This is a genomic window from Amycolatopsis sp. Hca4, assembly GCF_013364075.1.
Taxonomy (GTDB): Bacteria; Actinomycetota; Actinomycetes; order Mycobacteriales; family Pseudonocardiaceae; genus Amycolatopsis.
In genome coordinates, this window is record NZ_CP054925.1 from 1 (window position 1) to 21785 (window position 21785).

Sequence of the window (21785 nt, forward strand, 5' to 3'; positions counted from 1 at the left end):
AGCGGTCCACCCCGCGGTCGAACGTGGCGGGCAACATCTACACCTCGACCGAGTACCCGCCCGCCGAGTCGATCCCGATGCACAACGAAAACTCCTATTCGGCGAGCTGGCCGGCGCGGCTGTTCTTTCTGTGCGACACCGCCGCGGAAACCGGCGGCGCGACCCCGATCGCGGACAGCCGGGCGGTGTACCGGCTGCTGCCGGAAGACCTGCGTGAGCGGTTCGCGGGCGGCGTCACCTACACTCGCGCGTTCCGCGAAGGCTCGGGCTGACCTGGCAGGAGGCGTTCCAGACCGAGGACCGCGCGGCCGTCGAGGACTACTGCGCCAGCCACGGCCAGACCTTCGAATGGACTGAAGAAGGGTTGCGCACGCGGCACGTGCGGCCGTCCTTCGTGGACGAGCCGCACACCGGCGGCACCGTGTGGTTCAACCAGGCCAACCTCTTCCACGTCTCCAGCCTCGGCGAAGAGGTCAGCGAGGCGCTGCTGGAGCTGTACCCGGAGGAGGACCTGCCGCGCAACGCCTACTTCGCCGACGGCAGCCCGATCCCGGGCGCGGACCTGGAGCGGATCCGGGCGGTCTACGACGAAGTCAGCTACGCGTTCCCGTGGCAGGCCGGCGACATCATGGTGATCAACAACATGCTGATGGCCCACGGGCGCGAGCCGTTCACCGGCGAGCGGCGCATCCTGGTGGCGATGACGGGATGACCGCGCCGGTGGTGGTGCTGCTCGCCCACCCGCGGCCGGGCAGCTTCAACCACGCGCTCGCCACGCGAGTGGTCGGCACGCTGGAGGCGGCCGGGGTGCCGGTGCGGTTCCACGACCTCTACGCCGAAGGCTTCGACCCGGTCCTGACCGCGGAGGAGGCCTACACCACCGGGGAGCGGGCGGAGGCGTTCCTCGCCGCCGAACCGGACCCGCTGGTGCAGCGCCACCGCAGTGAACTGCGCGAGGCGGGTGGGCTCGTCGCGATCCACCCGAACTGGTGGGGCAAGCCGCCGGCGATCCTCAGCGGCTGGCTCGACCGGATCCTCGTCCCCGGCGTGGCCTACCGCCTCGACGACGCCGGCGGCGCACCCGAATCGCTGCTGTCGCTGCGGCGGCTGCTCGTGGTCAACACCTCGGACACGACCGAGGAACGGGAGCGGACGCTGTTCGGCGATCCCCTGGACGCGATCTGGCGACGCTGCCTCGCGCCCTACCTCGGCGAGCCGCAGGTGCGCCGTCTGGTGCTGCGGGTGGTGGCCGACGCCGGTGCGGCGCAGCGGGCCGCGTGGCTCGCCGACGTCGCGGCCGAGGCGGAGCGGCTCTTCGGCTAGCTCGGGCGGAAGGCGTCGAGCGCGAGCTTCGCCGCCTGCGCGATCAGGCGGTCGTCGTGCTCGGCGTCCTTGTCCCGGCGGCTGGACAGGACCACCAGCACGATCGGCGCCCGTCCCGGCGGCCAGACGACGGCGATGTCGTTGCGCGTGGCGTAGCTGCCGGTCCCGGTCTTGTCGGCGACGGCCCAGCCGGCCGGCGCACCCGCCCGGATCAGGGCGGCGCCGGTCGTGTTGGCGCGCATGATGTCCGTCAGGACGGTCCGCTTCTCCGACGGCAGCGCGGGGCCGAGGGCGAAGGCGCGCAGGCTGCCTGCCATCGCGCGCGGGGTGCTCGTGTCCCGGACGTCGCCGGGCGCGAGGTCGTTGAGCCCGGGTTCGATCCGGTCGACGTGGGTGGTCGTGTCACCGGCCCCGCGCAGCGCGGCGGCCAGCCCGGCCGGGCCGCCGAGCTCGCGGAACAGCAGGTTCGCGGCGGTGTTGTCGCTGTAGCGCAGGGCCGCGTCGATCGCCTCGCGCAGCGACAGGCCGGTGGTGACGTGCTTTTCCGTGACGGGGGAGTTCGGCTGCAGGTCGGCGCGGGTGTAGGTCAGGTGCTTCGCGAGCCCGTCGAGGCCGGTGCGCTGGAGGACGGCCGCGGCGGAGAACGCCTTGTGCGTCGAGGCGTAGCCGAACCGTTCGTCGGGCCGGTGGGTGATCTCGCGGCCGGAGCCGGTGTCGACGGCGTACACGCCGAGACGGGCGTCGAAGCTGCGTTCCAGCGGGGCGAAATCCGGCTGCGGGGCCGAGGTTGTCGTCGGCTGGGGCGTCTCCGCGGTGCAGGCGGCGAGCGGGACGAGGAGCAGCGCGGCGAGCGCGAACCGCCGGAGGCGGGGGAACGGCACGGGGACTTCCTTCCGGTTTCTTGATCGTCCTCCGCAGTCTCACGGCGTTCGTTCATGCTGTCCAAGACGGAACTGCGCGGTTCGATGCCGAACTGGCATAAGCTGAGGTGGTGGACCTGGTCGGTGGCTGCAGGGCGTTCGTGTGCGTGAGCGAGACGGGGAGTTTCACGGCGGGCGCGGCGCTCGCGCGGATCCCGCAGCCGGTGGCGAGCCGGCGCATCGCGGCGCTGGAGCGGCACTTCGGGGAGCGGCTGTTCGACCGCTCGACCCGCCGGGTGCGGCTCACGCCGTTCGGCCGGGACGTGCTGCCCTCGGCCCGCCGCCTGGTGCGGCTGGCCGAGACGCTGGAACACGACGCGAAGCGCGCCCGGCTGCGGCCGGTGCGGGTGGCGGTGCCTGCCACGTGCGGGGTGCGGGAGCTCGCCGGCCTCGCCGCGGAGGCCAGGGCGCTGGAGATCCACCTCGAGTTCCGCCCGGCCGGGCCGGGGGAGCGGGCCGAGCTGGTCCGCACGGGCGAGGTCCGCGCCGCGCTGACGGCGGTCCCGGCGGAGGAGGCGGTGTGGTCGGTGCCGCTGGGGGTGGCGGCGGTGGCCCCGCCGCCGAGCCGCGTCCTGCACCTGGAGACGTTGCGCACGGGCCGCTCGGCGGGGGTGCGCCGTCGCGTGTGGATCCAGCCGGAGGACGACGTCCCGCACGTCCGCGACCGGTCCTGCGGGTCCGGGACGCGGTGGGCCTGCCGCCGGCCCAGGTGACGGTGGCCGAGTCCCTGACCGCGGCGGCCGCGGAGGTGTTCGCGTCCGGTGACTTGCTGCTGTGCTCGGTGGCGCAGGCGGAGGAGCTGGGGTTGTCGTGGCGCCCGATCGGCGAGCTGCAGCCGGCGAGAGGATTCGGGTGAGCGCGGCATTGGCGGAGGACGCGGACCGGCTGCGGACGACGCTGCGCGCGGCGGTCGGCCGGTGTTTGGGGACGGACGCGTGAGCGCTGTGCTGGTGGGTCGGTGGGTGTGGGGGTGGTCCGGTGAGCGCGGTGCTGAGGGGCGGTCGGGGCGCGGTGGCTGGCGGGTGTTCGGGGTGGTCCCGTGAGCGTCGTGCGGGCGGGTGGCTTGTGCGCGGCGGTCGGTGGGTCGTTCGGAGTGACCCGGTGAGCGCCGCCTTGCTGCGTGACTTGCGGGCGGCTCTGGAGGAAGGTGGCCTGCGCGGCTCGTTCCTGGTCCGCGATCTGCGTTCGGGCGCCGAGCTCGGCATCGAGCCGGACCGGGAGTACCCGATCGCGTCCCTGGTCAAGGTCCCGCTGGCGGCGGCCACCCTGGACCGCATCCACCGCGGCGAGCTCGACGCGGCCACCCCGCTGGAGGTCGAGCCCGGCGGCGTCACGACACCGGGCCCGACCGGCTTGACCCGGTTCCGCCACCCGGCCCGCATCGCCCTCGGCGACCTGCTGTACCTGAGCACGTCCCTGAGCGACGGGACGGCCGCGGACGTCCTCTTCGGACTGACCCCGCCGCCGGAAATCACGCGGCGGCTGGGGGAGTGGGGCCTGCCAGGGATCGCGGTCCGCCACGTCATGCGCGACCTGGTGGAGACCCCGGCCGAGCGGTTCGACGCGGCCGAAGCTGACCTCGCCCAGGCCCTGGCGATCGGAGCGGCCACGCCCGGAGGTCACCGCCTGCCCCAGCTGGACGTGACCCGCGCGAACGCGGCGTCGGCCCGCGCGTTGCTCGGGCTGCTGCAGGCACTGTGGACACCGTCGAGAATCGCCCCGCCGGTGGCGGCGGGCGTGCGCGAGCTGATGGCCAACAACGTGATCCGCCACCGCTTGACGCCGGACTTCGCTTCCGACGCGGCCCGGTGGTCTTCGAAGACGGGAACGCTGCTGAACATGCGCCACGAGATGGGCGTGGTCGAGCACGCGGACGGCGGCGCGTTCGCGGTGGTGGCGTTGACGGAATCGAGTGTCCCGGCGGCGATCCAGCCGGAGGCGGAGGTGTTGATGTCCCGGGTGGCCCGAGCCCTGCGCGACGAACTGCGCGGAGGCTGAGAAAACCGGTTGGGGTTCGGTTTCGGGGGCGCTTAGGCTCCGGCGGTGTCGTTCACGAGACCGGAGCCGCCGTACTACGCGGTGATCATCACGAGCGCGCTGGACGCGGACAACCTGGACGGGTACGCGGAAATGGACGCCCGCATGGGAGAGCTCGGCCGAGCCCAGCCGGGCTACCTGGGCCGCGAGTCCCGGACGGACGCGGAGGGCCGCGAGCTGACGGTCCTGTACTACCGCGACGCCGAGTCGATCACGGCGTGGAAGCGGCACCCGGAGCACCTGGAGGCCCAGCGCCGCGGGCGGGAGCAGTGGTACGCGGGGTACCACATCGAGGTGGCCCGGGTGGAGCGAGCGTACGGCTTCGACCGCAAGTAGCGGCGCACCCCAGCGGGATTCGCTTGGCCCGCGCCGACCAACGCAACCTGCGCACACCCGGCCCGCGCAGGGGCTCGCCTCGCTCGGGCTTGCGGGGACCGCCCCGGGCCGGCACGCGGAGGACCCGGCCTGGCACGCGGAGGACCCGGCCGGCTCGCGGAGGACCCACCCCAGCGGGGCCTGCGTGGGCCCCGCTCGGCGGCCGTATTCCTCGCGCGGGTTGCCCGGCTCGCCTGGCCCACCCATGGTCGCTTCGCTCAGACGGATCACTCGAACCGGCTCTGCCCAACCCCGACCTGCGGCCCTGCAGAACTTCCCCCCGCCGGGGGCCCCACCCCGCCCAAGCCCCACCCCCGCCGAACCCTCACCCCGGCCCGGAAACCCGGCTTCGCGCAGGCCATCCTCACCCGCGCCCCCGGCCCAACCTGCCTCGCCCGACCCTCACCCCGGCCCAACCTGCCTCGCCCGACCCTCACCCCGGCCCAACCTGCCTCGCCCGACCCTCACCTCGGCCCGACCCGCGCAGCCCGAACCTCACCCCCGGCCCCGCCCGACCCACCCAGGACAAACCCCTCAAGCCGGCGCCTTCACCCCGAACTCCACCTCGGCAGTCGCCAAAGTCCCCGCCGTCCGCCCCGGCGCGGTCTGGTACTTCCAGTACAGGTTCGTGTGCGCGATCACCTGCCCCGGCGGCGGTGCCCCATAAACCGACAGGTCCTCCGTCGAGTGCGCGTCCGCCACCAACGCCACGTCGTACCCCCGCGCCAGCGCTCCGTGCAGCGTCGAGCGGATGCACGCGTCCGTCTGCGCCCCGGCCACCACCAGCGAGCCGATTCCCCTGCTCGCCAGCACCTCCTCCAGTTCGGTGTCCTCGAACGAGTCGCCGTACCTCTTGTGCACCAAGGGCTCCGCGTCCCGGCGCACGAGCTCCGGCACGTACTCCCACGCCTGGCTCCCGTGCGGCAGCTCGTCGCTCGAATGCTGGACCCACACCACCTCGGTGCCGGCCGCGCGGGCGCGGTCCACCAGCGTCACGATGTTGGCCAGGACGGATTCGCGTTCGTGTGCCGTCTCCATCACGCCGTTCTGCACGTCGATGACGAGCAGCGCGGTGTGCGGACGGCCGGTCAGTGTGGTCATGGCGTCACCCTAGCCAGCACCACCGACAATTTCCGGACCGTCAGGGTGCCCCGCCGATGTGCTTGGCGGACACCGCCTCCCACACCGCGTCGAAGTTCTCGTACCGGTCGCTGTCCGGCAGGCCGCCGAGGGAACCCAGCACCGAGTCACCGCCGCCTGCCGCCGCCGCGCGGCGCAGGAGCTCGTCGCGGCCGCAGGGGTACTCGGTCTCGGTCAGATGCTGCTCGAGGCTGGTCCGGTCCGGAGCGGGCATCACACACCTCCTGATCGCTGTCCCGGCCCGCGTACCCGGGACAGCCGGGCCGGAAACTCAGCCGACGACGATCGTGTGCTCCGACCGCGGCTCCAGCACCCCGATCACCGGGTGGCCCGGCAGCTCCCCGGCCACCAGCAGCCCACCGGAGGTCTGCGCGTCGGCCAGCAGCAGCGCTTCCTCCTCCGAGACCCGGGACAGGTCCGCGTGCGGGCGCACCCAGTCGAGGTTCCGCCGGGTGCCGCCGCTGACGTACCCCTCGCGCAACGCCTCCCGCGCCCCCTCCAGGTACGGCACCGCCGCCGGGTCCAGCCGGGCCGTGACGCCGCTCGCGCGCGCCAGCTTGTGCAGGTGCCCCAGCAGGCCGAATCCCGTCACGTCGGTTGCGCACACCGCCCCGGCGGCCAGCGCGGCCCGGGACGCGGGCGCGTTCAAGGTCGTCATCGCCTCGATCGCCTGCGGGAACCGCTCGCCGGTGGCCTTGTGCCGCGAATTGAGCACGCCGACGCCGAGCGGCTTGGTCAACGTCAGCGGCACGCCCGCGCGGCCCGCGTCGTTGCGCAGCAGCCGGGCCGGGTCCGCGACGCCGGTCACCGCGAGCCCGTACTTGGGCTCCGGGTCGTCGATGCTGTGCCCGCCCGCCAGGTGACAGCCCGCCGCGGCACAGACGTCGAGGCCGCCGCGCAGCACCTCGGCGGCCAGCTCGAACGGCAGCGTCTCCCGCGGCCAGCCGAGCAGGTTGACCGCCACCACCGGCGTGCCGCCCATGGCGTAGACGTCGGACAGCGCGTTGGCCGCGGCGATCCGGCCCCAGTCGTAGGCGTCGTCGACCACCGGGGTGAAGAAGTCCGTGGTGGCGATCAGCGCGGTGCCGCCGGAAATCCGGACCGCGGCCGCGTCGTCGCCGGTTTCCAGGCCCACGAGCAGCTCACCCGGTGGGGAAACGGGCGCCGCGCCGGTCAGGCCGGCCACCGCCGCCTCCAGCTCGCCGGGCGGGATCTTGCACGCGCAGCCGCCGCCGTGCGCGTACTGCGTCAGTCGGTAACCCACCCCCTCATCCTGCCCATCGGGCGCGGACTTGGCAGGATGGCAGCCATGGTGCAGGGAGGCGTATCCGGCCTGGTGACCGGCGCGGTCTTCAAAACCGTCGAACGGCAGGTTCTGCCGCTGGCGGGTTCGATTCCCGTCCGCCTCCGCCATGCCTGACCCGCGCCGCGCGATCCCGCGGACCGACGCGGTCCTGGCCGAGCCCCGGATCGCCAAGGCCGCCGGGACGCTCGGCCGGGACCTGGTGAAATCCGTGGTCACCGAAGTCCAGCGGGCGGCGCGGGCCGGGGAGATCGCCCCGGACGCGATCGTCGACGCCGTGCTCGCGCGGCTCCCGGCGGGTGCGTCCTCGCTGCGGCCGGTGGTCAACGCGACCGGTGTCGTCGTGCACACCAACCTCGGGCGCGCCCCGTTGTCGACGGCGGCGCTCGACGCGCTCGCCGCGGCCGGGGGCGCCACCGACGTCGAATTCGACCTCGTGACCGGCGACCGCGCCCGCCGCGGCCGCGGGGCCCTCGCGGCCCTGCAGGCGGCGGTGCCGGACGCCGGCGGCGTGCACGTGGTCAACAACAACGCCGCCGCCCTGCTGCTCTGCGCGCTCGCCCTCGCCCCGGGTCGCGAGATCGTCGTCAGCCGGGGCGAGCTGGTCGAGATCGGCGACGGCTTCCGCATCCCGGACCTCCTGGAATCGGCCGGCGCCCGGCTGCGCGAGGTCGGGACGACGAACCGGACGTCGGCCCGCGACTACGCCGCGGCGATCGGCCCGGACACCGGGTTCGTGCTCAAGGTCCACCCGTCGAACTACCGCGTCACCGGGTTCACCGCGGAGGCAGCGCTCGGCGAGCTCGCCGGGCTCGGCGTCCCGCTGGTCGCCGACATCGGCTCCGGCCTGCTCGCCCCGCACCCGCTCCTGCCGGACGAGCCGGACGCGGCGAGCGCGCTGCGGGCCGGCGCCACGATCGTCACCGCCAGCGGCGACAAGCTGCTCGGCGGCCCGCAGGCGGGCCTGCTCCTCGGCGACGCGGCCGTGGTCGAACGGCTGCGGCGGCACCCGGCCGCGCGGGCCCTGCGCGTCGACAAGCTCACCCTCGCCGCTCTCGAAGCGACGCTGCGCGGGCCGCGGCCCCCGGTGCTCGCCGCGCTCGAAGCGTCCGTCACGAGCCTGCGGGAACGCGCCGAAGCGCTGGTCGCCGCGCTCGGCGACGTCGATGCCCTGGTGGTCGCGTCGGTGGCGGCGGTGGGCGGCGGAGGCGCGCCGGGCGTCGAGCTGCCCAGCGTCGCGGTGAGCCTGCCCGCCCGGTACGCGGCCGCGCTGCGCACGGGCGAGCCCGCCGTGGCCGGCCGTGTCGTCAAGGACCGGTGCCTGCTCGACCTGCGGACCGTGCGCCCGGAAGAGGACGCGAAGCTGCGGGAGGCCGTCCGCCGATGCGGGTGATCGTCACCGCCGGGCACGTCGACCACGGCAAGTCCACGCTCGTGCGGCGGCTCACCGGAATGGAACCGGACCGGTGGGCCGAGGAACGCCGCCGCGGCCTCACCATCGACCTCGGCTTCGCCTGGACCCGGATCGGCGACGAGGACGTCGCGTTCGTCGACGTGCCGGGCCACGAGCGGTTCGTGCCGAACATGCTCGCCGGCGCCGGGCCTGCCCCGGCGGTGCTGTTCGTCGTCGCCGCCGACGAGGGCTGGATGCCGCAGTCGGCCGAGCACCTCGCGGCGCTGGACGCGTTCGGCGTCCGCCGCGGCCTGCTGGTCGTCACGAAAGCCGACCGCGCCGACCCGGCCGCGGCGACGGCCCTCGCCCGGGAAGAGATCGCGAAGACGTCACTGGGGGCGGTCCCGAGCGTCGCCGTCAGCGGGAAGACGGGCGCGGGCCTCGACCTCCTGCGCGCGGCGATCGGCGCACTCACCGCCGGATTGCCGTCCCCCGAGCCGGACGCGGACGTCCGGCTGTGGATCGACCGCGCGTTCACGGTGTCCGGAGCCGGGACGGTCGTCACCGGCACCCTCGCCGCCGGCACGATCGCCGCGGGCGACGAGCTGCAGCTGGGCCCGGCGCGGGTGAAGGTCCGCGCGTTGCAGGCCCTCGGCGAGCCCCGCGACCGGGTGAGCGCGGTGGCCCGGGTCGCGGTGAACCTGCGCGGCACGGCCCGTGGTGACGTCGGCCGCGGCGACGTCCTGCTCACCCCCGGCCGGTGGCGCACGACGGCCGAGTTCGACGTGCGGCTGCGCGGCGCGGACGTCGCTGACCTGCACCGCGAACTGGTGCTGCACCTGGGCACGGCGGCCGTGCCGGTGCGCGTCCGTCCACTCGGGACGGACACGGCCCGGCTCACCACGGCCACCGGGCTGCCGCTGCGCACCGGCGACCGCGGCCTGCTGCGCGACCCGGGCGAACACCGGATCGCCGCCGGGTTCGACGTCCTCGACGTCGACCCGCCCGCGCTGTCCCGCCGCGGTGCGGCGCGGGTCCGCGGCCGGGAGCTCGCCGAGCCCGACCTGGCCCGGACCTACCTGCGGCGCAAGGGTTTCGTGCGCGCCGAGGACTTCGTCGCGATGGGCCTGGCGGAAACGGGGGAGCGGCTGGGCGAGTGGTGCGCGGACGAGGAGCGGTTCGCGGAGCTGCGCGCCCAGGCGGCTTCGGTGGTGGCGGCGTGGGACAGCACGGCGGCGGGCGTGCCGGTGGAGGCGTTGCGGCAGCGGCTCGGGCTGCCCGCTCCGGAACTGGTCGTCCCGGTGCTGCGGGGCACCGGCTTCGAGGTGACGGGCGGCCTGGTCCGCCGCCCCGGCGCCGGCCTCGCCCCGGCGGTCGAGGAGGCGCTGGCGGTGGTGGTGAAGCGGCTCGCGGAGCACCCGTTCCGCGCGCCGGAGGCGGACGAGCTGCGCGAGCTGGGCCTCGGCCGCCGCGAACTGGCGGCGGCGGTCCGCCTGGGCCGGCTGACGGCGGTGGCCGAGGGGGTGGTGCTCGGTCCGGACGTGGCGGAGCGGGCGGTGGAGCAGCTGCGGGGAATACCGCAGCCGTTCACGGTGTCGGAGGCGCGCAAGGCCCTCGACAGCACGCGCCGGGTGATGATCCCCCTGCTGGAACGCCTGGACGCGGCGGGGCAGACCGAGCCTCTCGGCGACGGCACGCGCCGCACCCGGGGCTAACCCCGGTCCTCCACGAGCGACTGCGTCCCGATCACCTCCAGCAGCGCCAGCCGGTCGGCTGCCTCGCTGCCCGGCTCCGCCGTGTACACCATGATCCGCAGGTCGCTGCCCGCGACGCCGAGGACGTCGCAGTCCAACGCCAGTGCGCCGACCTCGGGGTGGTCGATCGTCTTGCGGGCGGACTCGTGGTGGCCGACCGCGCCCGATTCCCACAACTCGGCGAAACGCGGACTCTGCCGCTTCAGGTCGGTGATCAGCGTGCGGAGGTCCGCGTCATCCGGGTAGCGGCCCGCCGTGCCGCGCAGGTCGGCGACCAGTGCCGCCTGCAGGGCGTCCCGTTCCTCCGGGGTGTCGCGCACCCGGGGGTTGCCGCCGAGGAAGTTGCGGCGGACGCCGTTGAGGTCGCTGGGCCCCATCAGGGCCGTGTACAACGGGTTGGCCAGCAGCTGGTTCCAGGCCGCGTCGAACACGGCGACCGGGGTGCCGGCGAGCCGGTCCAGCATGCGGTGGACGCCGGGGGTGATGTGCCGCGGGACCGTGCCGGCACCCGGGGGTGCGAGCCCGGCCAGGCGGAACAGGTGCGCCCGCTCGTCACGGGTCAGGCGCAGGGCCCGGGCCAGCGCTTCGACGACCTGGGCCGACGGGCTGGTCGCGCGCCCCTGTTCGAGCCGCACGACGTAGTCGGCGGAGATGCCGGCCAGCTGGGCCAGCTCCTCCCGCCGGAGGCCGGCGGCGCGGCGGCGGGTGCCCGCGGGCAGGCCGGCGGCCTGGGGCGAGACGCGGTCGCGCCAGTGGCGCAGGGCCGTGCCGAGTCCGGTGTTCGCCATGCCCTCGATTGTGCAAGCCGGACGGCCCGTTGTCCTGGTACTGCCGGTCCCCGGAAAACCCGGCACTCCCCGGCCCGGCCGTTTCGGCCGATCGTGGTGGCAGACCCACTCGGAAGGACTGTCACCATGACCTCGCTCGCCCTCGTCACCGGCGCCACCTCCGGCATCGGCCGGGCCTTCGCCGAACGCCTCGCCGCCGACGGCTACGACCTGATCCTCACCGGCCGCCGCGAGGACCGCCTCGCCGAATTCGCCGCCGCGCACCCGGAGCGCCGGGTGCGCACGGTCGTCGCCGACCTGGCCACCGACGACGGCATCGGCACCGTCGCCGCCCTCTGCGCCGCCGAGCCGCTGACCATGCTGGTCAACAACGCCGGTGTCGCGCACTACATGCCGCTGGCGCAGCTGCCCGCGGCGAAAGCGCACGAACTCGTGCACGTGAAGGTCGCCGCGCCGACCATGCTGACCCGGGCCGCGGTCGCGGGCATGCAGGAACGCGGCACCGGGAAGATCGTCAACGTGGCCGGGATGATCGCGTTCAGCGGTCCCGCCGACGCCTCCGTGATGCCCCGCCGAGCCGTCTACGCCGGCTCACTGGCCTACCTGGTCGCGCTGTCCCAGACCCTCAACGCCGAGCTGGCGGACACCGGCGTCCGGGTGCAGGTCCTGTGCCCGGGTGTCGTCGCGACCGAGTTCCACGAGCGGCAGGGGCTCGACTTGAGCGCGGTGCCCCGGATGTCCGCCGAAGACGTCGTGACGGCGTCCCTGCGCGGTTTCGAGCTCGGAGAAGCCGTCACCGCGCCGGGAGTCGAGGACGCCGGCCTGCTCGACGCCGTCTTCCGGGCCGACCTGGCCGCGTTCGGCGGCCAGCGCCCGGAGCTCGCGTCCCGCTACCGCTGAAGCCCCCCGAAGAACTCGCTCAACGCGTCCGCGAGGGCTTCGGGGTTCTCCTCGGCCACGTGGTGGCCGGACTTGATCGCGTGGCCCCGCAGGTCCGTCGTCCACGGCCGCCAGACGGCCAGGACGTCGCCGTAGAGGTCCTCCATGTCGTCGTCGCTCGACCAGAGGACCAGGGCGGGACAGGCGATCCGCCGCCCGGCGGCGCGGTCGGCCTCGTCGTGCGCCCGGTCGATGCCCAGGCCCGCGCGGTAGTCCTCGAGCATCGCGGTCACCGTGGCCGGGTCGTGGATCGCGCGGTGGAAGTCGGCGAAGTTCTCCGCCCCGAGCCGTTCGGGCGTGTTCTTCGTGCCGACGTCGTACCAGGCGTCGGGGTCGGCGGTGATCACCCGCTCGGGTTTTTCCGGCTGGGCGAAGAAAAACCAGTGGTACCACTCGCGCGCGAAGGTGGCGTCGCAGCGGTCGAGGGCTTCGGCGATCGGGACGGCGTCGAGGATCGCCGCGCCGCGGACCGCGTCCGGGTGATCGAGCGCGAGGCGGGTGGCCACGTACGCACCGCGATCGTGACCCGCCACGAAAAACCGCTCGTGGCCCAGGCGCCGCAGCAGAGCGACGCAGTCCGCCGCCATGGCGCGTTTGCTGTAGGGCGTGTGGTTTTCGTCGGTCGGCGGCTTGCCGGACTCGCCGTAGCCGCGCAGATCCGGGCACACCACGGTGAACCGCTCCGCGAGCCGCGGCGCGACCCGGTACCACGTCGTGTGCGTGCGGGGGTGCCCGTGCACCAACAGGACCGGGGGTCCCGAACCGCCGTGCCGCACCCGCAGGGTCACGTCACCGACGTCGACCCGGTCCAGCGTGAAGTCTTCGAACACCGGCAGCCCCCGGACGTGAACCCGCTGCCGCGCCCCGAAAACCCGGGGCGCGGCAGCGGAAAGCGGGTCACTTCTTGTCCGTGACACCCTTCACGGCGTCCTTGATCTTCTCGCCCGCCTGCTTGAGCGAGCCCTTGGCCTGGTCGGTCTTGCCCTCGGCCTGCCACTGCTCGTTGCCGGTGGCGTCGCCGACGGCTTCCTTGGCCCGGCCCTTGAGCTCTTCGCCCTTGTTCTCCAGCTTGTCGTTCATCGAGTGCACCTTCCGTCGCGGCGACATTTCCGGATCGGCCAGTCGCCAAAAGGGCCTTGCCGTACACATACCCACTTCGCGCGCGGCTACACATCGGCCGGCAGGTGACCGCCCGTCCGCTCGATCCGCTGGATCGCCGGTTCGGCGAGGACACCGTGCACGAGCACCGACACCGCGACGGCGATCGCGCCGACCCGCCACAGCACGTCCTGCTCCGCCACGGGAAGCCGGTTGAGCGCGTAGGCCAGGTAGAACAGCGTCCCGATGCCGCGCACGCCGAAGAACGCGATCGCCGCGGTGGCGGGCCGTCCCGGGGAGGGCGCGCCGAGCAGGGAAAGCCAGCCGACGAGCGGCCGGACCACCAGCACCGCCGTGACCGCGATCACCACTTCGAGGGGCTGCAGCCCGCGCAGCAGGCCGTCCCCGACGGCCAGGCCCAGTCCCAGCAGCGCGACTGGGACGAACAGCCGTTCCAGCTGGTGGCCGAAGGCGTGCAGGACGCCGTGGTAGTCGTGTTCCCGCTCCTGCGTGCGGACCGCGACCGCCGCGGTGAACACGGCGACGAACCCGTTGCCGTGGACGGTTTCCGCGAGCGCGTAGGGCACGAACGCGAGCGCCAGCAGCACGAGCCCGTCGGCGTACTCGGCCAGGCGCAGCCGGTCCGACGGCGCCCGGAAGATCGCCCAGCCGAGCACCCGGCCGCTGACCAGACCGGCCACCACGCCGACCACCAGCGGCAGCAGCAGGTCCACCAGCACCCAGGACAGCTCCAGCCGGGGCTGCCCGCTCGCCAGCGCCAGGCCGAGGAGGACGAACGGCATGGTGAGACCGTCGTTGAGGCCGGCCTCGGTGGTCAGGGTGAAGCGGATTTCGTTGTTCCTGGCCAGGTCCGGTTCGACGTCGGGGTGCGGGACGCCGATGTCGCCCGCCAGCACCGGGTCGGTCGGCGCCAGCGCCGCGGCCAGCAGCAGCGCCACACCGGGCGCGAGCGCGAGCCACCAGTACCCGAGCACGGCGATCAGCAGGATCGAGACCGGCATGGTGATGCCGAGCAGCCGCCACGTCGTGCCCCACCGGCGCAGGCCGAACGGGCGGTCCACGGACAGCCCCGCCCCGGCGAGCGCGACGAGGATGCCCAGCTGGGTGAACGATTCCACCCCCTGCAGGTGGGCGGCCGGATCACTCCAGCCGTTGCCGTAGGGCGCGGGCAGCGGCAGCAGCCCGAGCACGATCCCGGCCAGCAGCATCACCAGCGGCACCGAGAACGGCCGGTCGGCGACCAGTTTCGGCACGATCGCCGCGGCCAGCGCGATCAGCCCGGCCACCCCGAACAAGACGGTCAGCGACGACAAAGGGACTCCTCCGGCCCGCCCGGACCCGCGGCGGGGAGGCCCGGCCGGGCGTGCTTCCGGGGTCCACCGGGCGCACCGTGCTCGGCCGGGTACCCGGAAGCCGGGTAGCGTTGCGGGAAGAGGCGCGCCGCGGCGGGGATTCCCGGCGCGCGGGCGGCGAAACCGAGGAGGCCGCGGTGACGGCGATGAACGGGGCGGGCGGGCCGTGCCGGTTCTGCGGCAGGCGGCGGGACCCCCGCGTGCCGGGCCGGAACGGGCCGATCTGCGTCGACTGCGTCCGCGCCGGCCTGCGGGTGGTGCGCGACGGCGCGGACAGGGAGAGCGGCGCGGGCGACGTGCTGGCCGCGGTGACCTCGCCGCTGGCCGCGGTGTGCGACTTCTGCGGCCGCCGCGAGCGCCGGACGTTCCTCGGGCTGCGGCGCCCGCTGCTGCGCGTGGACTGCGCCGCCCGTGACGCGGTGATCTGCGTGGACTGCCTGGACCGCGCGGGTGACGTGCTGAACGTCGCCCTGCGCGGCTGAGGCGTTTCCCCACCCCGGCCCGCGGGTAGCCGGGCGCCATGACGTCCACTCGGGAACACCGCACGCGACCGGAGACCGCTTCGGTCGCCGAAACCCTGCGGGTCGCGATCGAGGTCGCCCTGCCCACGCTGGCTGGCGGCGTCATCAAGCGCCGTCCCGCGGCCATGGCACTGGCCGGGAAGCTGCAGTTCGACCGCCCGGCCATCCGCCTGCTGCGCCGGTTGCGCGACCGCCACTACGGCCATCCGCTGAAGCTGCGCGTTCCCGGCCGGTCGGTGGAGCTGGCGCTCTCCGGCGCCGACGTGAAGCGGCTGCTGGCCGGCGCGCCGACGCCGTTCAGTCCGTCCACAGTGGAGAAACGGGCCGCGCTGGGGCACTTCCAGCCGCACGGCGTGCTGATCTCGGACGCGGCCGACCGGCCGGCCCGCCGGCGGTTCACCGAAGCCGTGCTGCAGCCCGGCCGCCCGCTGCACGAGCTGGCGGAGCCGTTCGCGGAAGCCGTCGCGCAGGAGACGGCCGTCCTGCTGGGCTCGGTGACCCGCGAGCTCGACTGGGACACGTTCAACGTCGCCTGGTGGCGGCTGGTCCGCCGGGTCGTGCTCGGGGCGGCCGCCCGTGACGACACCACGCTCACCGACCAGCTGGAACGCCTGCGGCTCGACACGAACTGGGCGTACCTGCACCCGAAGCGCCGTCAGCTGCGCGAGGAGTTCCCGGCGGCGCCTGGCCGGGCACCTCGAGCGCGCCGAGCCCGGCAGCCTGGCGGCGGTGATCGCGGCCGCCGGGCCGGCGGGGGAGGTCGCCGCGCCCGACCAGGTGGCGCACTGGCTGTTCGCGTTCGACGCGGCGGGCATGGCGACGTTCCGGACGCTGGCCCTGCTGGCCGGCCACCCGGCGGCCGCGGACCGCGCCTGCGAGGACGTCGGGGGCACCGGCCCGGCCCGCCTGAGCTACCTGCGCGCGTGCGTGCTGGAAGCGGTCCGGCTGTGGCCGACCACGCCGATGATCCTGCGGGAGACCACCGAGGAGACGTCCTGGGGCCCGGCCGGCACGACGGTGCTGGTCTTCACCCCCTTCTTCCACCGTGACCCGGACCTGCCGTACGCGGACCGCTTCGAGCCGGACCTCTGGCTCGACGGCCGGGCGGCGGAGAACCCGGCCCTCGTCCCGTTCAGCGCGGGCCCGGCCGTCTGCCCCGGCCGGGACCTGGTCCAGTTCTGCGCGAGCACGATGCTGGCCGGACTGCTGCGCGAGCACCGGTTCGAGCAGGCGACCGGCCCGGTGCTGTCCCCGGACCGGCCGCTGCCCGCGACCCTCGACAACTTCCACCTGCGCTTGCGGCTCCTGGCGGGCTGAGCCCGGCTACACCGGAGCCGTGAAGACGTACGAACCCGCAGGCAGGAAGTACGTTCCCGGCGCCGACGACACCGCCTCGGGCGGCGCCACCACGCGGGTGGGCTGCGACGTCGGGACCACGACCGTCGCCCACGAACCCGCCGGGACGGTCACCCGCAGCGTCAGCCGTCCGTTGGCGGCCGACCAGTCGCTGACCGCGCTGCCGTAGGGCGTTTCGTACGCCGCCTTCGCCGAGGTGAGGCCGCCGCCCGGCACGGGTGCGATCCGGAGCGACGCGTAGCCCGGGGACGCCGGGGCCAGGCCGCCCACCGACCGGTAGAGGAAGTCGCCCACCGAGCCCAGGCCGTAGTGGTTGAACGAGTTCATCCCCGGGTCGTTGAACGAGCCGTCCGGCCTGATGCCGTCCCAGCGCTCCCAGATCGTCGTCGCGCCGTGGCCGATCATGTAACCCCAGCCGGGGAAGCCCGGCTGCAGCAGCACCTGGTAGGCCACGTCGGCGTGCCCGTGCGCGGCCAGCACCGGCAGCAGGTTCTCCACGCCGAGGAAGCCGACGCTCAGGTGCCCGCCCGCCGCCGCGACGCGGGCCGCGAGCTTGTCCGCCGCCGGCTGGACCAGCGAGGACGGCAGCAGCCCGAACGCCAGCGCCAGGACGTACCCGGTCTGCGAGCCCGACCCGATCGTGCCGTCGGCCGCGGCGAACCGCCGGGTGAACGCCGCCGCGACCTGGTCGGCGAGCGTCCCGTACCGCACGGCTTCGGCACTGTGGCCGGTGGCCGCCGCCATCCGCGAAACCAGCCGGGACGACCACGCGAAGAACGCCGTCGAAATCAGGTCTTGCGCGGTGTTGTCGTTGACATTGAGCCAGTCCCCGTAGGTCTGGTGGTCGCGGATCAGGTCGGCGCCTGACGTCGAGCGCAGGTATTCGACCCACTTCACCATCGCGGCGAAGTGCTCCTGGACGACTCCGGTGTCGCCGTACCGCTGCCACAGCGTGTACGGCACGATCACGCCCGCGTCGCCCCAGCCCGCCGTGCCCGAGCCGCCCAGCACGCCCGGCGCGACGTCGGTGAACGAGCCGTCGTCGTGCTGGGCGTCGACCAGGTCGTCGCTGAACTTGCCGAGGAAGTTCGCGACGTCGAGGTTGAACGTCGACGTCCCGGCGAAGATCCCGATGTCGCCGGTCCAGCCGAGCCGCTCGTCGCGCTGCGGGCAATCGCTCGGCACCGACAGCATGTTCGAGCGCTCACCCCAGAGTATGTTGTGCTGCAGCTGGTTCACCAGCGGGTTCGACGTCGTGAACGTCCCGGTCTGCGCGGCCGACGTCCACATCGCCCGCCCGGTGAGGGTCGCCGCGGTCGGGGCCGCCGGCAGGCCGGTCAGCTCGACGTACCGATAGCCGTGCACGGTGAACCGCGGTTCGTAGGTCTCGGCGCCGCCGGTGCCTGCCAGGGTGAACCGGTCGGTGGCCTGGGCCGCGCGGAGGTTGGTGGTGTAGATCGTGCCGTCGGGGTTGAGCACTTCGGCGTGCCGCATGGTGACCGTCGTGCCGGCCGGGCCGGTCACGCTCAGCCGGTTCCGGCCGCCGAAGTTCTGGCCGAGGTCGGCCACCCACACGCCGGGTTTCGGCTGGGTCCACGCGACCGGCTGGAACTCCTGCTGGACCGTGACGCCGTTGTCCGCCTGGGACACCAGGTTCGGCGGTGCGCCGCCGCGCACGCGGGCCGCCGCCCAGCCGCGGTCGTCGAAGCCGGGCCGGTCCCAGCCGGCCGCCGCGAGCCGGGCGTCGTAGGTTTCACCCTGGTACAGGTCGTCGGCGCGGATCGGGCCGTCGCCTGCCTTCCAGGTGCCGTCGGTCGCGATCGTGGTGCTGGTGCCATCGGTGAACGTCAGCCGCAGCTGCGCGGAGTACCACGGCTCGGTCCCGTACTTCTGGCTCCCGGCGATGCCGACGCTGCCGGAGTACCAGCCGTTGCCGACGAGCGCGCCGAGGACGTTCTCCCCGCTCCGGAGCTGCCCGGTGACGTCGGAAACCCGGTACTGCAGGCGTTTCGTGTAGTCCGTCCAGCCCGGCGCGAGAACCTCGGAACCGACCTGCACGCCGTTGAGGTGGGTCTCCTGCAGCCCGAGCGCGGTCGTCAGCAGCCGCGCGCTCGCGACCGGCTTGGTGACGGTGAAGCTCTTGCGCAGCAGGGGAGCCGGGGCACCGACGGCGACGTTCGCGCCCCACGGGCCGGTGCCGTAGGCGGTGAGCGCCCGTGCCGCGGACCAGGCGCTGTCGTCGAAGCCGGGCTGCGGCCAGCCGTCCGGGCCGTTCTGGCTCGCCTTCCAGGAGCCGTCGGTGACCAGCGTGGGTCCACCTTGGACGGTCAGCTTGGCGATCGTCCCGGCCGGGCTCTGGGTGGTGTTCTCGGTGCTGACCGCGATGGTGTTGGAGCCGGCCTTGAGGAGACCGCCGACCTCGACGACGGCGGCCGTCTTCCACGAGTCGGCGACGCGGGGCGAGTCGCTGACGCGGGTGCCGTTGACCCAGACGGTTGCGGTGTCGTCCCCGGTGACGACGAGAGTGGCCTTCGCCGGGGCCGCGGCCAGGTCCAGTGCCTTCCGGAAGAACCGGGTCGACGGCGGGACACCTCCGGCCGGGTCGCCTTCGGGGTACCAGATCCAGTTCGCCCCGGCGAGGTCCGGGCCGGTCGTGGCCCGGCCGAGGAAGGCGCCGGTCCACTCGGCCGACGGCGTCCGGAGTGCGGTTTCGAAGCGCTGCACCGGGCTCCAGCCGCCCGCGCGGCCCTGGCCGTCCCAGACGCGGACACGCCAGGTGTAGGCGGTGAGCGAGGCCAGCGGCGGGCCGCCGTAGGGGATGTCGGCCTGCTGCGCCGCGGCGACGCGGCCGCTGTCCCAGACGTCCTTCCCGCCGGTGGACACGACGAGCTGGTAGGCCGACTGGCGTTGCTGCGGGCTCGCGGAGGCCAGCTTCCAGCCGAACCGCGGCTGCGCGGGGTCGACGCCGAGGGGGTTCACCCGGTTCGCGACCGTGGCACTCGCGACCGACAGCGGGGAGGCGTCCGACGGGCCGGGGACGGTGACGCCGGTGCCCCAGGGTGCCGTGCCGTACGCGCCGAGGTCCGCGGCCGCGCGCCAGCCCGCGTCCGCGAAGCCGGGCTGTTCCCAGCCTTCCGGCGCGGTCGTCGCGCTCTTCCAGGCGGTGCCGGTGGCCAGGTCGGTGGTGCCGGCCGCCGTGGTCACCCGCAGCCGGCCGAGCAGGCCCGCCGGGCCGCCGTCGTTGCGGACGGCGACGGCGAGGGTGTTGCCGCCGGGGACGAGCGCGGGCGCGAGGTCCACCGGCAGTGCCCGGCGCCACGAGTCCGCGGTGCGGGCCGAGGAGGCGAGCGGGATGCCGTTGAGCCAGACGTCGGCGGTGTCGTCCCCGGTCAGGACGAGCCGGGCGTCGGTGACCGCGCCGGCGGGGACGGTGAACGTGGCGCGGAAGTACCGGGTCCCGGCCGGCGCGGCGACGCGGGCGTCGCCCTCGGGGTACCAGATCCAGTGCGCGTCGGCGAGCGTGGGCGGCGGCGCGGCACCGGCCGGGGGAGCCGCGGCGGCCGCCATGGCCAGGATCGCGGCGAGCGTGGTCGTGGTGGCGCACCAGAGCTTCGAGGGCAGCATGCAGGCTCCCTTGCGGCGGGGACGGGCGCCGGATTTAGAACGTTTCAACCCGGCGTGCCTGGTGACTGTAATCACAAGCTCACGCCGGGGCAATACGCCAGTGGTATGCCCCGGGCTGGCCGGGGCATACCACCTAAATCGTTTCAGGTCGGCGGCTTCCGCCGGAGCCGGACGACCAGCACCACCGCCGTCGAGCCCAGCAGGACCAGCACGACCGGCAGCGCCGTCGGCAGCCACGGCCACGCGCTGCCCTCGAAGACGATCCCGTCGGTGGGCAGCTCCAGCACCTTCGCCGTCCAGCGCGCGGTGGCGACGTCGGTGCGGCGGGACAGCCCGCTGACCGCGAGGTCGTACGGGAAGCCCGGCCGGTCGTGGACGTACTCGGGCGCCGGTCCGCCGGGTGGCGGCGTGACCCCGCGCGTGGCGCCGGGCACCAGCAGCCGGTCGAGGTCCGGGGCGGCGGCGAGGGCCGCACGGGGCAGGAACGTCAGCCCGTGCCGGGACCGGATCGGGCCGCCGTCGACGCTCACGGCGAGGGTGCGCGAGGACAGCGACTGGCCTTCGGTGTCGAACACCGACGCCAGCTCGGCTTCGCCGACGCCGTTGGCGAGCAGCACGCCGATGTCGTCGGGGTTCCACCGGAAGCCGGCGTTGACGATCGCGGCCGCGTCCGGCGTCCCGGCCGGCGGGGTCACCGGCACCGCGGTGCCGTAGTGGCGCCAGCCGATCGCCGCCGCGGCGTCGGCTGCCACGGCGGGTCCGGCCAGCCGCTCGACCCAGTGCAGGGTGCCGTCGATGCCGGAGAGGATCCCGGCGGTGGTGACGACGGTGCCGTCGTCGACGAACCGTTCCCCGCGGACCCACCGCACGGCCGGGTACTCGGCGGCCCAGGCGTCGACCTTCAGCCAGTGCGCGGTGGCCGGCCGCCCGTCCAGCAGCCCCGCGGAGGCGAGCACCGCGCCGCCGTTGCAGACGCTCAGCAGCTTCGAGCCGTGCGCGGCCTGCGCCCGCAGCCACGAGGTGACCGGTTCGGTGCTCGGCTCGCCGACGTCCGGGAACGCCGGCACGACGACGAGGTCCGGAGCCCGCGAACCGAGCCGGGTGGCGAGGCCGGCGAAATCGAAGTCCGGCACCAGGTCCAGACCGCCGGTCAGCGGCTTCGGCGCGCGGTGCGGCGCAACGGTGTAGACGTTGAACCGGCCGGTCGCGGCCAGGATCTCGTAGGGGGCGAGCGCGTCGGAGACGACGGCGCCGCGGTCGCCGACGACGACCACCGCCGTCGGCTTGGCCGGGTCGTGCGGAACCGGTGCCGCCGGCGGGACGGGCCGCGCCGGGCCCGCGGCGTAGAGGGCGTCGATCGCGCCGAGCGCGGAAACGGTCGCGCCCGCGGCGGGGACCACCAGCACGGCGGCCACCGCGGCGAGGAGGAAGGCGATGCGCTTCAGCACGATCAGTGCCAGTACTCGGCGCGGCGCCACACCATGGCGGCGAGCATCAGCGGGAACATGATCACGTGCCCGGCGACCATCAGCGTGGTGCCGGAGATCGCGCCCAGCCAGTACGGCACGAGCAGAGCCACGAACGGCAGGTACATCGCCGCGGCCATCTCGGCGATCCGCGGCCACGAATGCCGGCGCAGGACCATCGCGAGCACCATGGCGACGGTCATGTTCGTCGCCATCACGAGCGCGTCGACGCCCGCGCGTTCGAGCCAGGCCGGCGGCCACAGCGGGCCGAGCGCCACCATGCCGATCAGCATGGCGACGACCATCTCGGCGTAGTGGCCGGTGAACCGGGCGAGTTTGCGGCCGGTGGTCCGCGGGGTTTCGGTGGTGGTCATG

At 74.3% G+C, this 21785-nt stretch carries 20 protein-coding genes, 1 tRNA gene and 2 pseudogenes; 12 read left to right on the forward strand and 11 right to left on the reverse strand.

The window, feature by feature from the left end; translation table 11 throughout:
• From HUT10_RS50255 to HUT10_RS00010, 3 genes are all read left to right on the forward strand, one after another.
• Positions 1-272 (forward strand): TauD/TfdA family dioxygenase (locus HUT10_RS50255; RefSeq protein ID WP_254896579.1); only part of this gene is annotated, 272 nt, incomplete at its 5' end.
• The gene (locus HUT10_RS50260) at positions 269-712 is read left to right on the forward strand and encodes a TauD/TfdA family dioxygenase (RefSeq protein WP_254897412.1); all 444 of its coding nucleotides are present in this window, start codon (positions 269-271) and stop codon (positions 710-712) included. The genes HUT10_RS50255 and HUT10_RS50260, both read left to right, overlap by 4 nt.
• Positions 709-1323, forward strand: a complete 615-nt coding sequence (locus HUT10_RS00010) for an NAD(P)H-dependent oxidoreductase (protein ID WP_176169286.1) — start codon at positions 709-711, stop codon at positions 1321-1323. The genes HUT10_RS50260 and HUT10_RS00010 overlap by 4 nt, the downstream gene beginning before the upstream one ends.
• Here HUT10_RS00010 and bla read toward each other — a convergent pair.
• The gene (gene bla / locus HUT10_RS00015) at positions 1320-2204 is read right to left on the reverse strand and encodes a class A beta-lactamase (protein WP_176169287.1); all 885 of its coding nucleotides are present in this window, start codon (positions 2202-2204) and stop codon (positions 1320-1322) included. The two genes, HUT10_RS00010 and bla, sit on opposite strands and share 4 nt — an antisense overlap.
• Positions 2205-2314: 110 nt before the next feature.
• Between bla and HUT10_RS00020 the strand changes: the two are divergent.
• From HUT10_RS00020 to HUT10_RS00030, 3 genes and pseudogenes are all read left to right on the forward strand, one after another.
• Positions 2315-3182, forward strand: a pseudogene (locus HUT10_RS00020) (LysR family transcriptional regulator).
• A 162-nt stretch (positions 3183-3344) separates the two neighbouring features.
• Positions 3345-4241, forward strand: coding sequence for a serine hydrolase (locus HUT10_RS00025; RefSeq protein ID WP_176169288.1), 897 nt, complete (start codon positions 3345-3347; stop codon positions 4239-4241).
• 45 nt (positions 4242-4286) lie between these two features.
• Positions 4287-4616: an antibiotic biosynthesis monooxygenase gene (locus tag HUT10_RS00030; RefSeq protein WP_176169289.1), complete on the forward strand. Its 330-nt coding sequence runs from the start codon at positions 4287-4289 to the stop codon at positions 4614-4616.
• A gap of 573 nt (positions 4617-5189) precedes the next feature.
• Here HUT10_RS00030 and HUT10_RS00035 read toward each other — a convergent pair.
• Genes HUT10_RS00035 through selD form a run of 3 tightly spaced genes read right to left on the reverse strand, consistent with a single transcriptional unit; the run spans position 5190 to position 7059 of the window.
• Entirely contained in the window at positions 5190-5756 is a 567-nt protein-coding gene (locus HUT10_RS00035) for a cysteine hydrolase family protein (RefSeq protein ID WP_176169290.1), read from the reverse strand.
• Positions 5757-5796: 40 nt separating this feature from the next.
• Positions 5797-6009 (reverse strand): DUF2795 domain-containing protein, encoded by a 213-nt coding sequence (locus HUT10_RS00040; protein ID WP_176169291.1) that lies wholly within the window; start codon positions 6007-6009, stop codon positions 5797-5799.
• A gap of 57 nt (positions 6010-6066) precedes the next feature.
• Positions 6067-7059: a selenide, water dikinase SelD gene (gene selD, locus HUT10_RS00045; protein WP_176169292.1), complete on the reverse strand. Its 993-nt coding sequence runs from the start codon at positions 7057-7059 to the stop codon at positions 6067-6069.
• 54 nt (positions 7060-7113) lie between these two features.
• On the opposite strand from selD, the gene HUT10_RS00050 reads away from it, so the two are divergent.
• The 3 genes from HUT10_RS00050 (at position 7114) to HUT10_RS00060 (ending at position 10206) form a co-directional block, all read left to right on the forward strand.
• Positions 7114-7208, forward strand: a tRNA-Sec gene (locus tag HUT10_RS00050).
• Positions 7208-8491 carry an L-seryl-tRNA(Sec) selenium transferase gene (selA, locus tag HUT10_RS00055; RefSeq protein ID WP_176169293.1) on the forward strand — a complete coding sequence of 428 codons (1284 nt, stop codon included), beginning with the start codon at positions 7208-7210 and terminating at the stop codon, positions 8489-8491. The genes HUT10_RS00050 and selA overlap by 1 nt, the downstream gene beginning before the upstream one ends.
• Entirely contained in the window at positions 8482-10206 is a 1725-nt protein-coding gene (locus HUT10_RS00060) for a SelB C-terminal domain-containing protein (RefSeq protein ID WP_176169294.1), read from the forward strand. The genes selA and HUT10_RS00060 overlap by 10 nt, the downstream gene beginning before the upstream one ends.
• Here HUT10_RS00060 and HUT10_RS00065 read toward each other — a convergent pair.
• Positions 10203-11033: a helix-turn-helix transcriptional regulator gene (locus tag HUT10_RS00065; protein ID WP_176169295.1), complete on the reverse strand. Its 831-nt coding sequence runs from the start codon at positions 11031-11033 to the stop codon at positions 10203-10205. The genes HUT10_RS00060 and HUT10_RS00065 overlap by 4 nt on opposite strands.
• A gap of 126 nt (positions 11034-11159) precedes the next feature.
• On the opposite strand from HUT10_RS00065, the gene HUT10_RS00070 reads away from it, so the two are divergent.
• On the forward strand, positions 11160-11933 hold the full coding sequence (locus HUT10_RS00070; protein ID WP_176169296.1) for an SDR family oxidoreductase: 774 nt from the start codon (positions 11160-11162) through the stop codon (positions 11931-11933).
• Here HUT10_RS00070 and HUT10_RS00075 read toward each other — a convergent pair.
• The 3 genes from HUT10_RS00075 to HUT10_RS00085 form a co-directional block, all read right to left on the reverse strand.
• A complete protein-coding gene (locus tag HUT10_RS00075; protein ID WP_176169297.1) occupies positions 11924-12802 on the reverse strand; it encodes an alpha/beta fold hydrolase in 879 nt (292 codons plus the stop codon). The genes HUT10_RS00070 and HUT10_RS00075 overlap by 10 nt on opposite strands.
• Positions 12803-12869: 67 nt before the next feature.
• Entirely contained in the window at positions 12870-13052 is a 183-nt protein-coding gene (locus HUT10_RS00080; RefSeq protein WP_176169298.1) for a CsbD family protein, read from the reverse strand.
• Positions 13053-13138: 86 nt separating this feature from the next.
• Positions 13139-14404, reverse strand: a complete 1266-nt coding sequence (locus HUT10_RS00085; protein WP_176169299.1) for a cation:proton antiporter — start codon at positions 14402-14404, stop codon at positions 13139-13141.
• A 185-nt stretch (positions 14405-14589) separates the two neighbouring features.
• Between HUT10_RS00085 and HUT10_RS00090 the strand changes: the two genes are divergently transcribed.
• Positions 14590-14925 carry a hypothetical protein gene (locus HUT10_RS00090; protein ID WP_254897413.1) on the forward strand — a complete coding sequence of 112 codons (336 nt, stop codon included), beginning with the start codon at positions 14590-14592 and terminating at the stop codon, positions 14923-14925.
• A 38-nt stretch (positions 14926-14963) separates the two neighbouring features.
• Positions 14964-16281, forward strand: a pseudogene (locus HUT10_RS00095) (cytochrome P450).
• Positions 16282-16287: 6 nt separating this feature from the next.
• On the opposite strand, the gene HUT10_RS00100 reads toward HUT10_RS00095, so the two are convergent.
• From HUT10_RS00100 to HUT10_RS00110, 3 genes are all read right to left on the reverse strand, one after another.
• Positions 16288-19944: a family 78 glycoside hydrolase catalytic domain gene (locus HUT10_RS00100; protein ID WP_176169301.1), complete on the reverse strand. Its 3657-nt coding sequence runs from the start codon at positions 19942-19944 to the stop codon at positions 16288-16290.
• A gap of 143 nt (positions 19945-20087) precedes the next feature.
• Positions 20088-21392, reverse strand: a complete 1305-nt coding sequence (locus HUT10_RS00105) for a DJ-1/PfpI family protein (RefSeq protein WP_254896580.1) — start codon at positions 21390-21392, stop codon at positions 20088-20090.
• 2 nt (positions 21393-21394) lie between these two features.
• Complete coding sequence (locus tag HUT10_RS00110; RefSeq protein ID WP_176169302.1) at positions 21395-21784, reverse strand: hypothetical protein; 390 nt, start codon at positions 21782-21784, stop codon at positions 21395-21397.
• Position 21785: the final 1 nt, after the last annotated feature.

Coding starts and splice junctions, on each gene's coding strand:
- HUT10_RS00010 (WP_176169286.1), top strand. CDS start 709: ATGACCGCGCCGGTGGTGGTGCTGCTCGCCCACCCGCGGCCGGGCAGC.
- HUT10_RS00035 (WP_176169290.1), bottom strand. CDS start 5,756: ATGACCACACTGACCGGCCGTCCGCACACCGCGCTGCTCGTCATCGAC.
- HUT10_RS00040 (WP_176169291.1), bottom strand. CDS start 6,009: ATGCCCGCTCCGGACCGGACCAGCCTCGAGCAGCATCTGACCGAGACC.
- selA (WP_176169293.1), top strand. CDS start 7,208: ATGCCTGACCCGCGCCGCGCGATCCCGCGGACCGACGCGGTCCTGGCC.
- HUT10_RS00060 (WP_176169294.1), top strand. CDS start 8,482: ATGCGGGTGATCGTCACCGCCGGGCACGTCGACCACGGCAAGTCCACG.
- HUT10_RS00065 (WP_176169295.1), bottom strand. CDS start 11,033: ATGGCGAACACCGGACTCGGCACGGCCCTGCGCCACTGGCGCGACCGC.
- HUT10_RS00070 (WP_176169296.1), top strand. CDS start 11,160: ATGACCTCGCTCGCCCTCGTCACCGGCGCCACCTCCGGCATCGGCCGG.
- HUT10_RS00080 (WP_176169298.1), bottom strand. CDS start 13,052: ATGAACGACAAGCTGGAGAACAAGGGCGAAGAGCTCAAGGGCCGGGCC.
- HUT10_RS00090 (WP_254897413.1), top strand. CDS start 14,590: ATGAACGGGGCGGGCGGGCCGTGCCGGTTCTGCGGCAGGCGGCGGGAC.
- HUT10_RS00100 (WP_176169301.1), bottom strand. CDS start 19,944: ATGCTGCCCTCGAAGCTCTGGTGCGCCACCACGACCACGCTCGCCGCG.
- HUT10_RS00110 (WP_176169302.1), bottom strand. CDS start 21,784: ATGACCACCACCGAAACCCCGCGGACCACCGGCCGCAAACTCGCCCGG.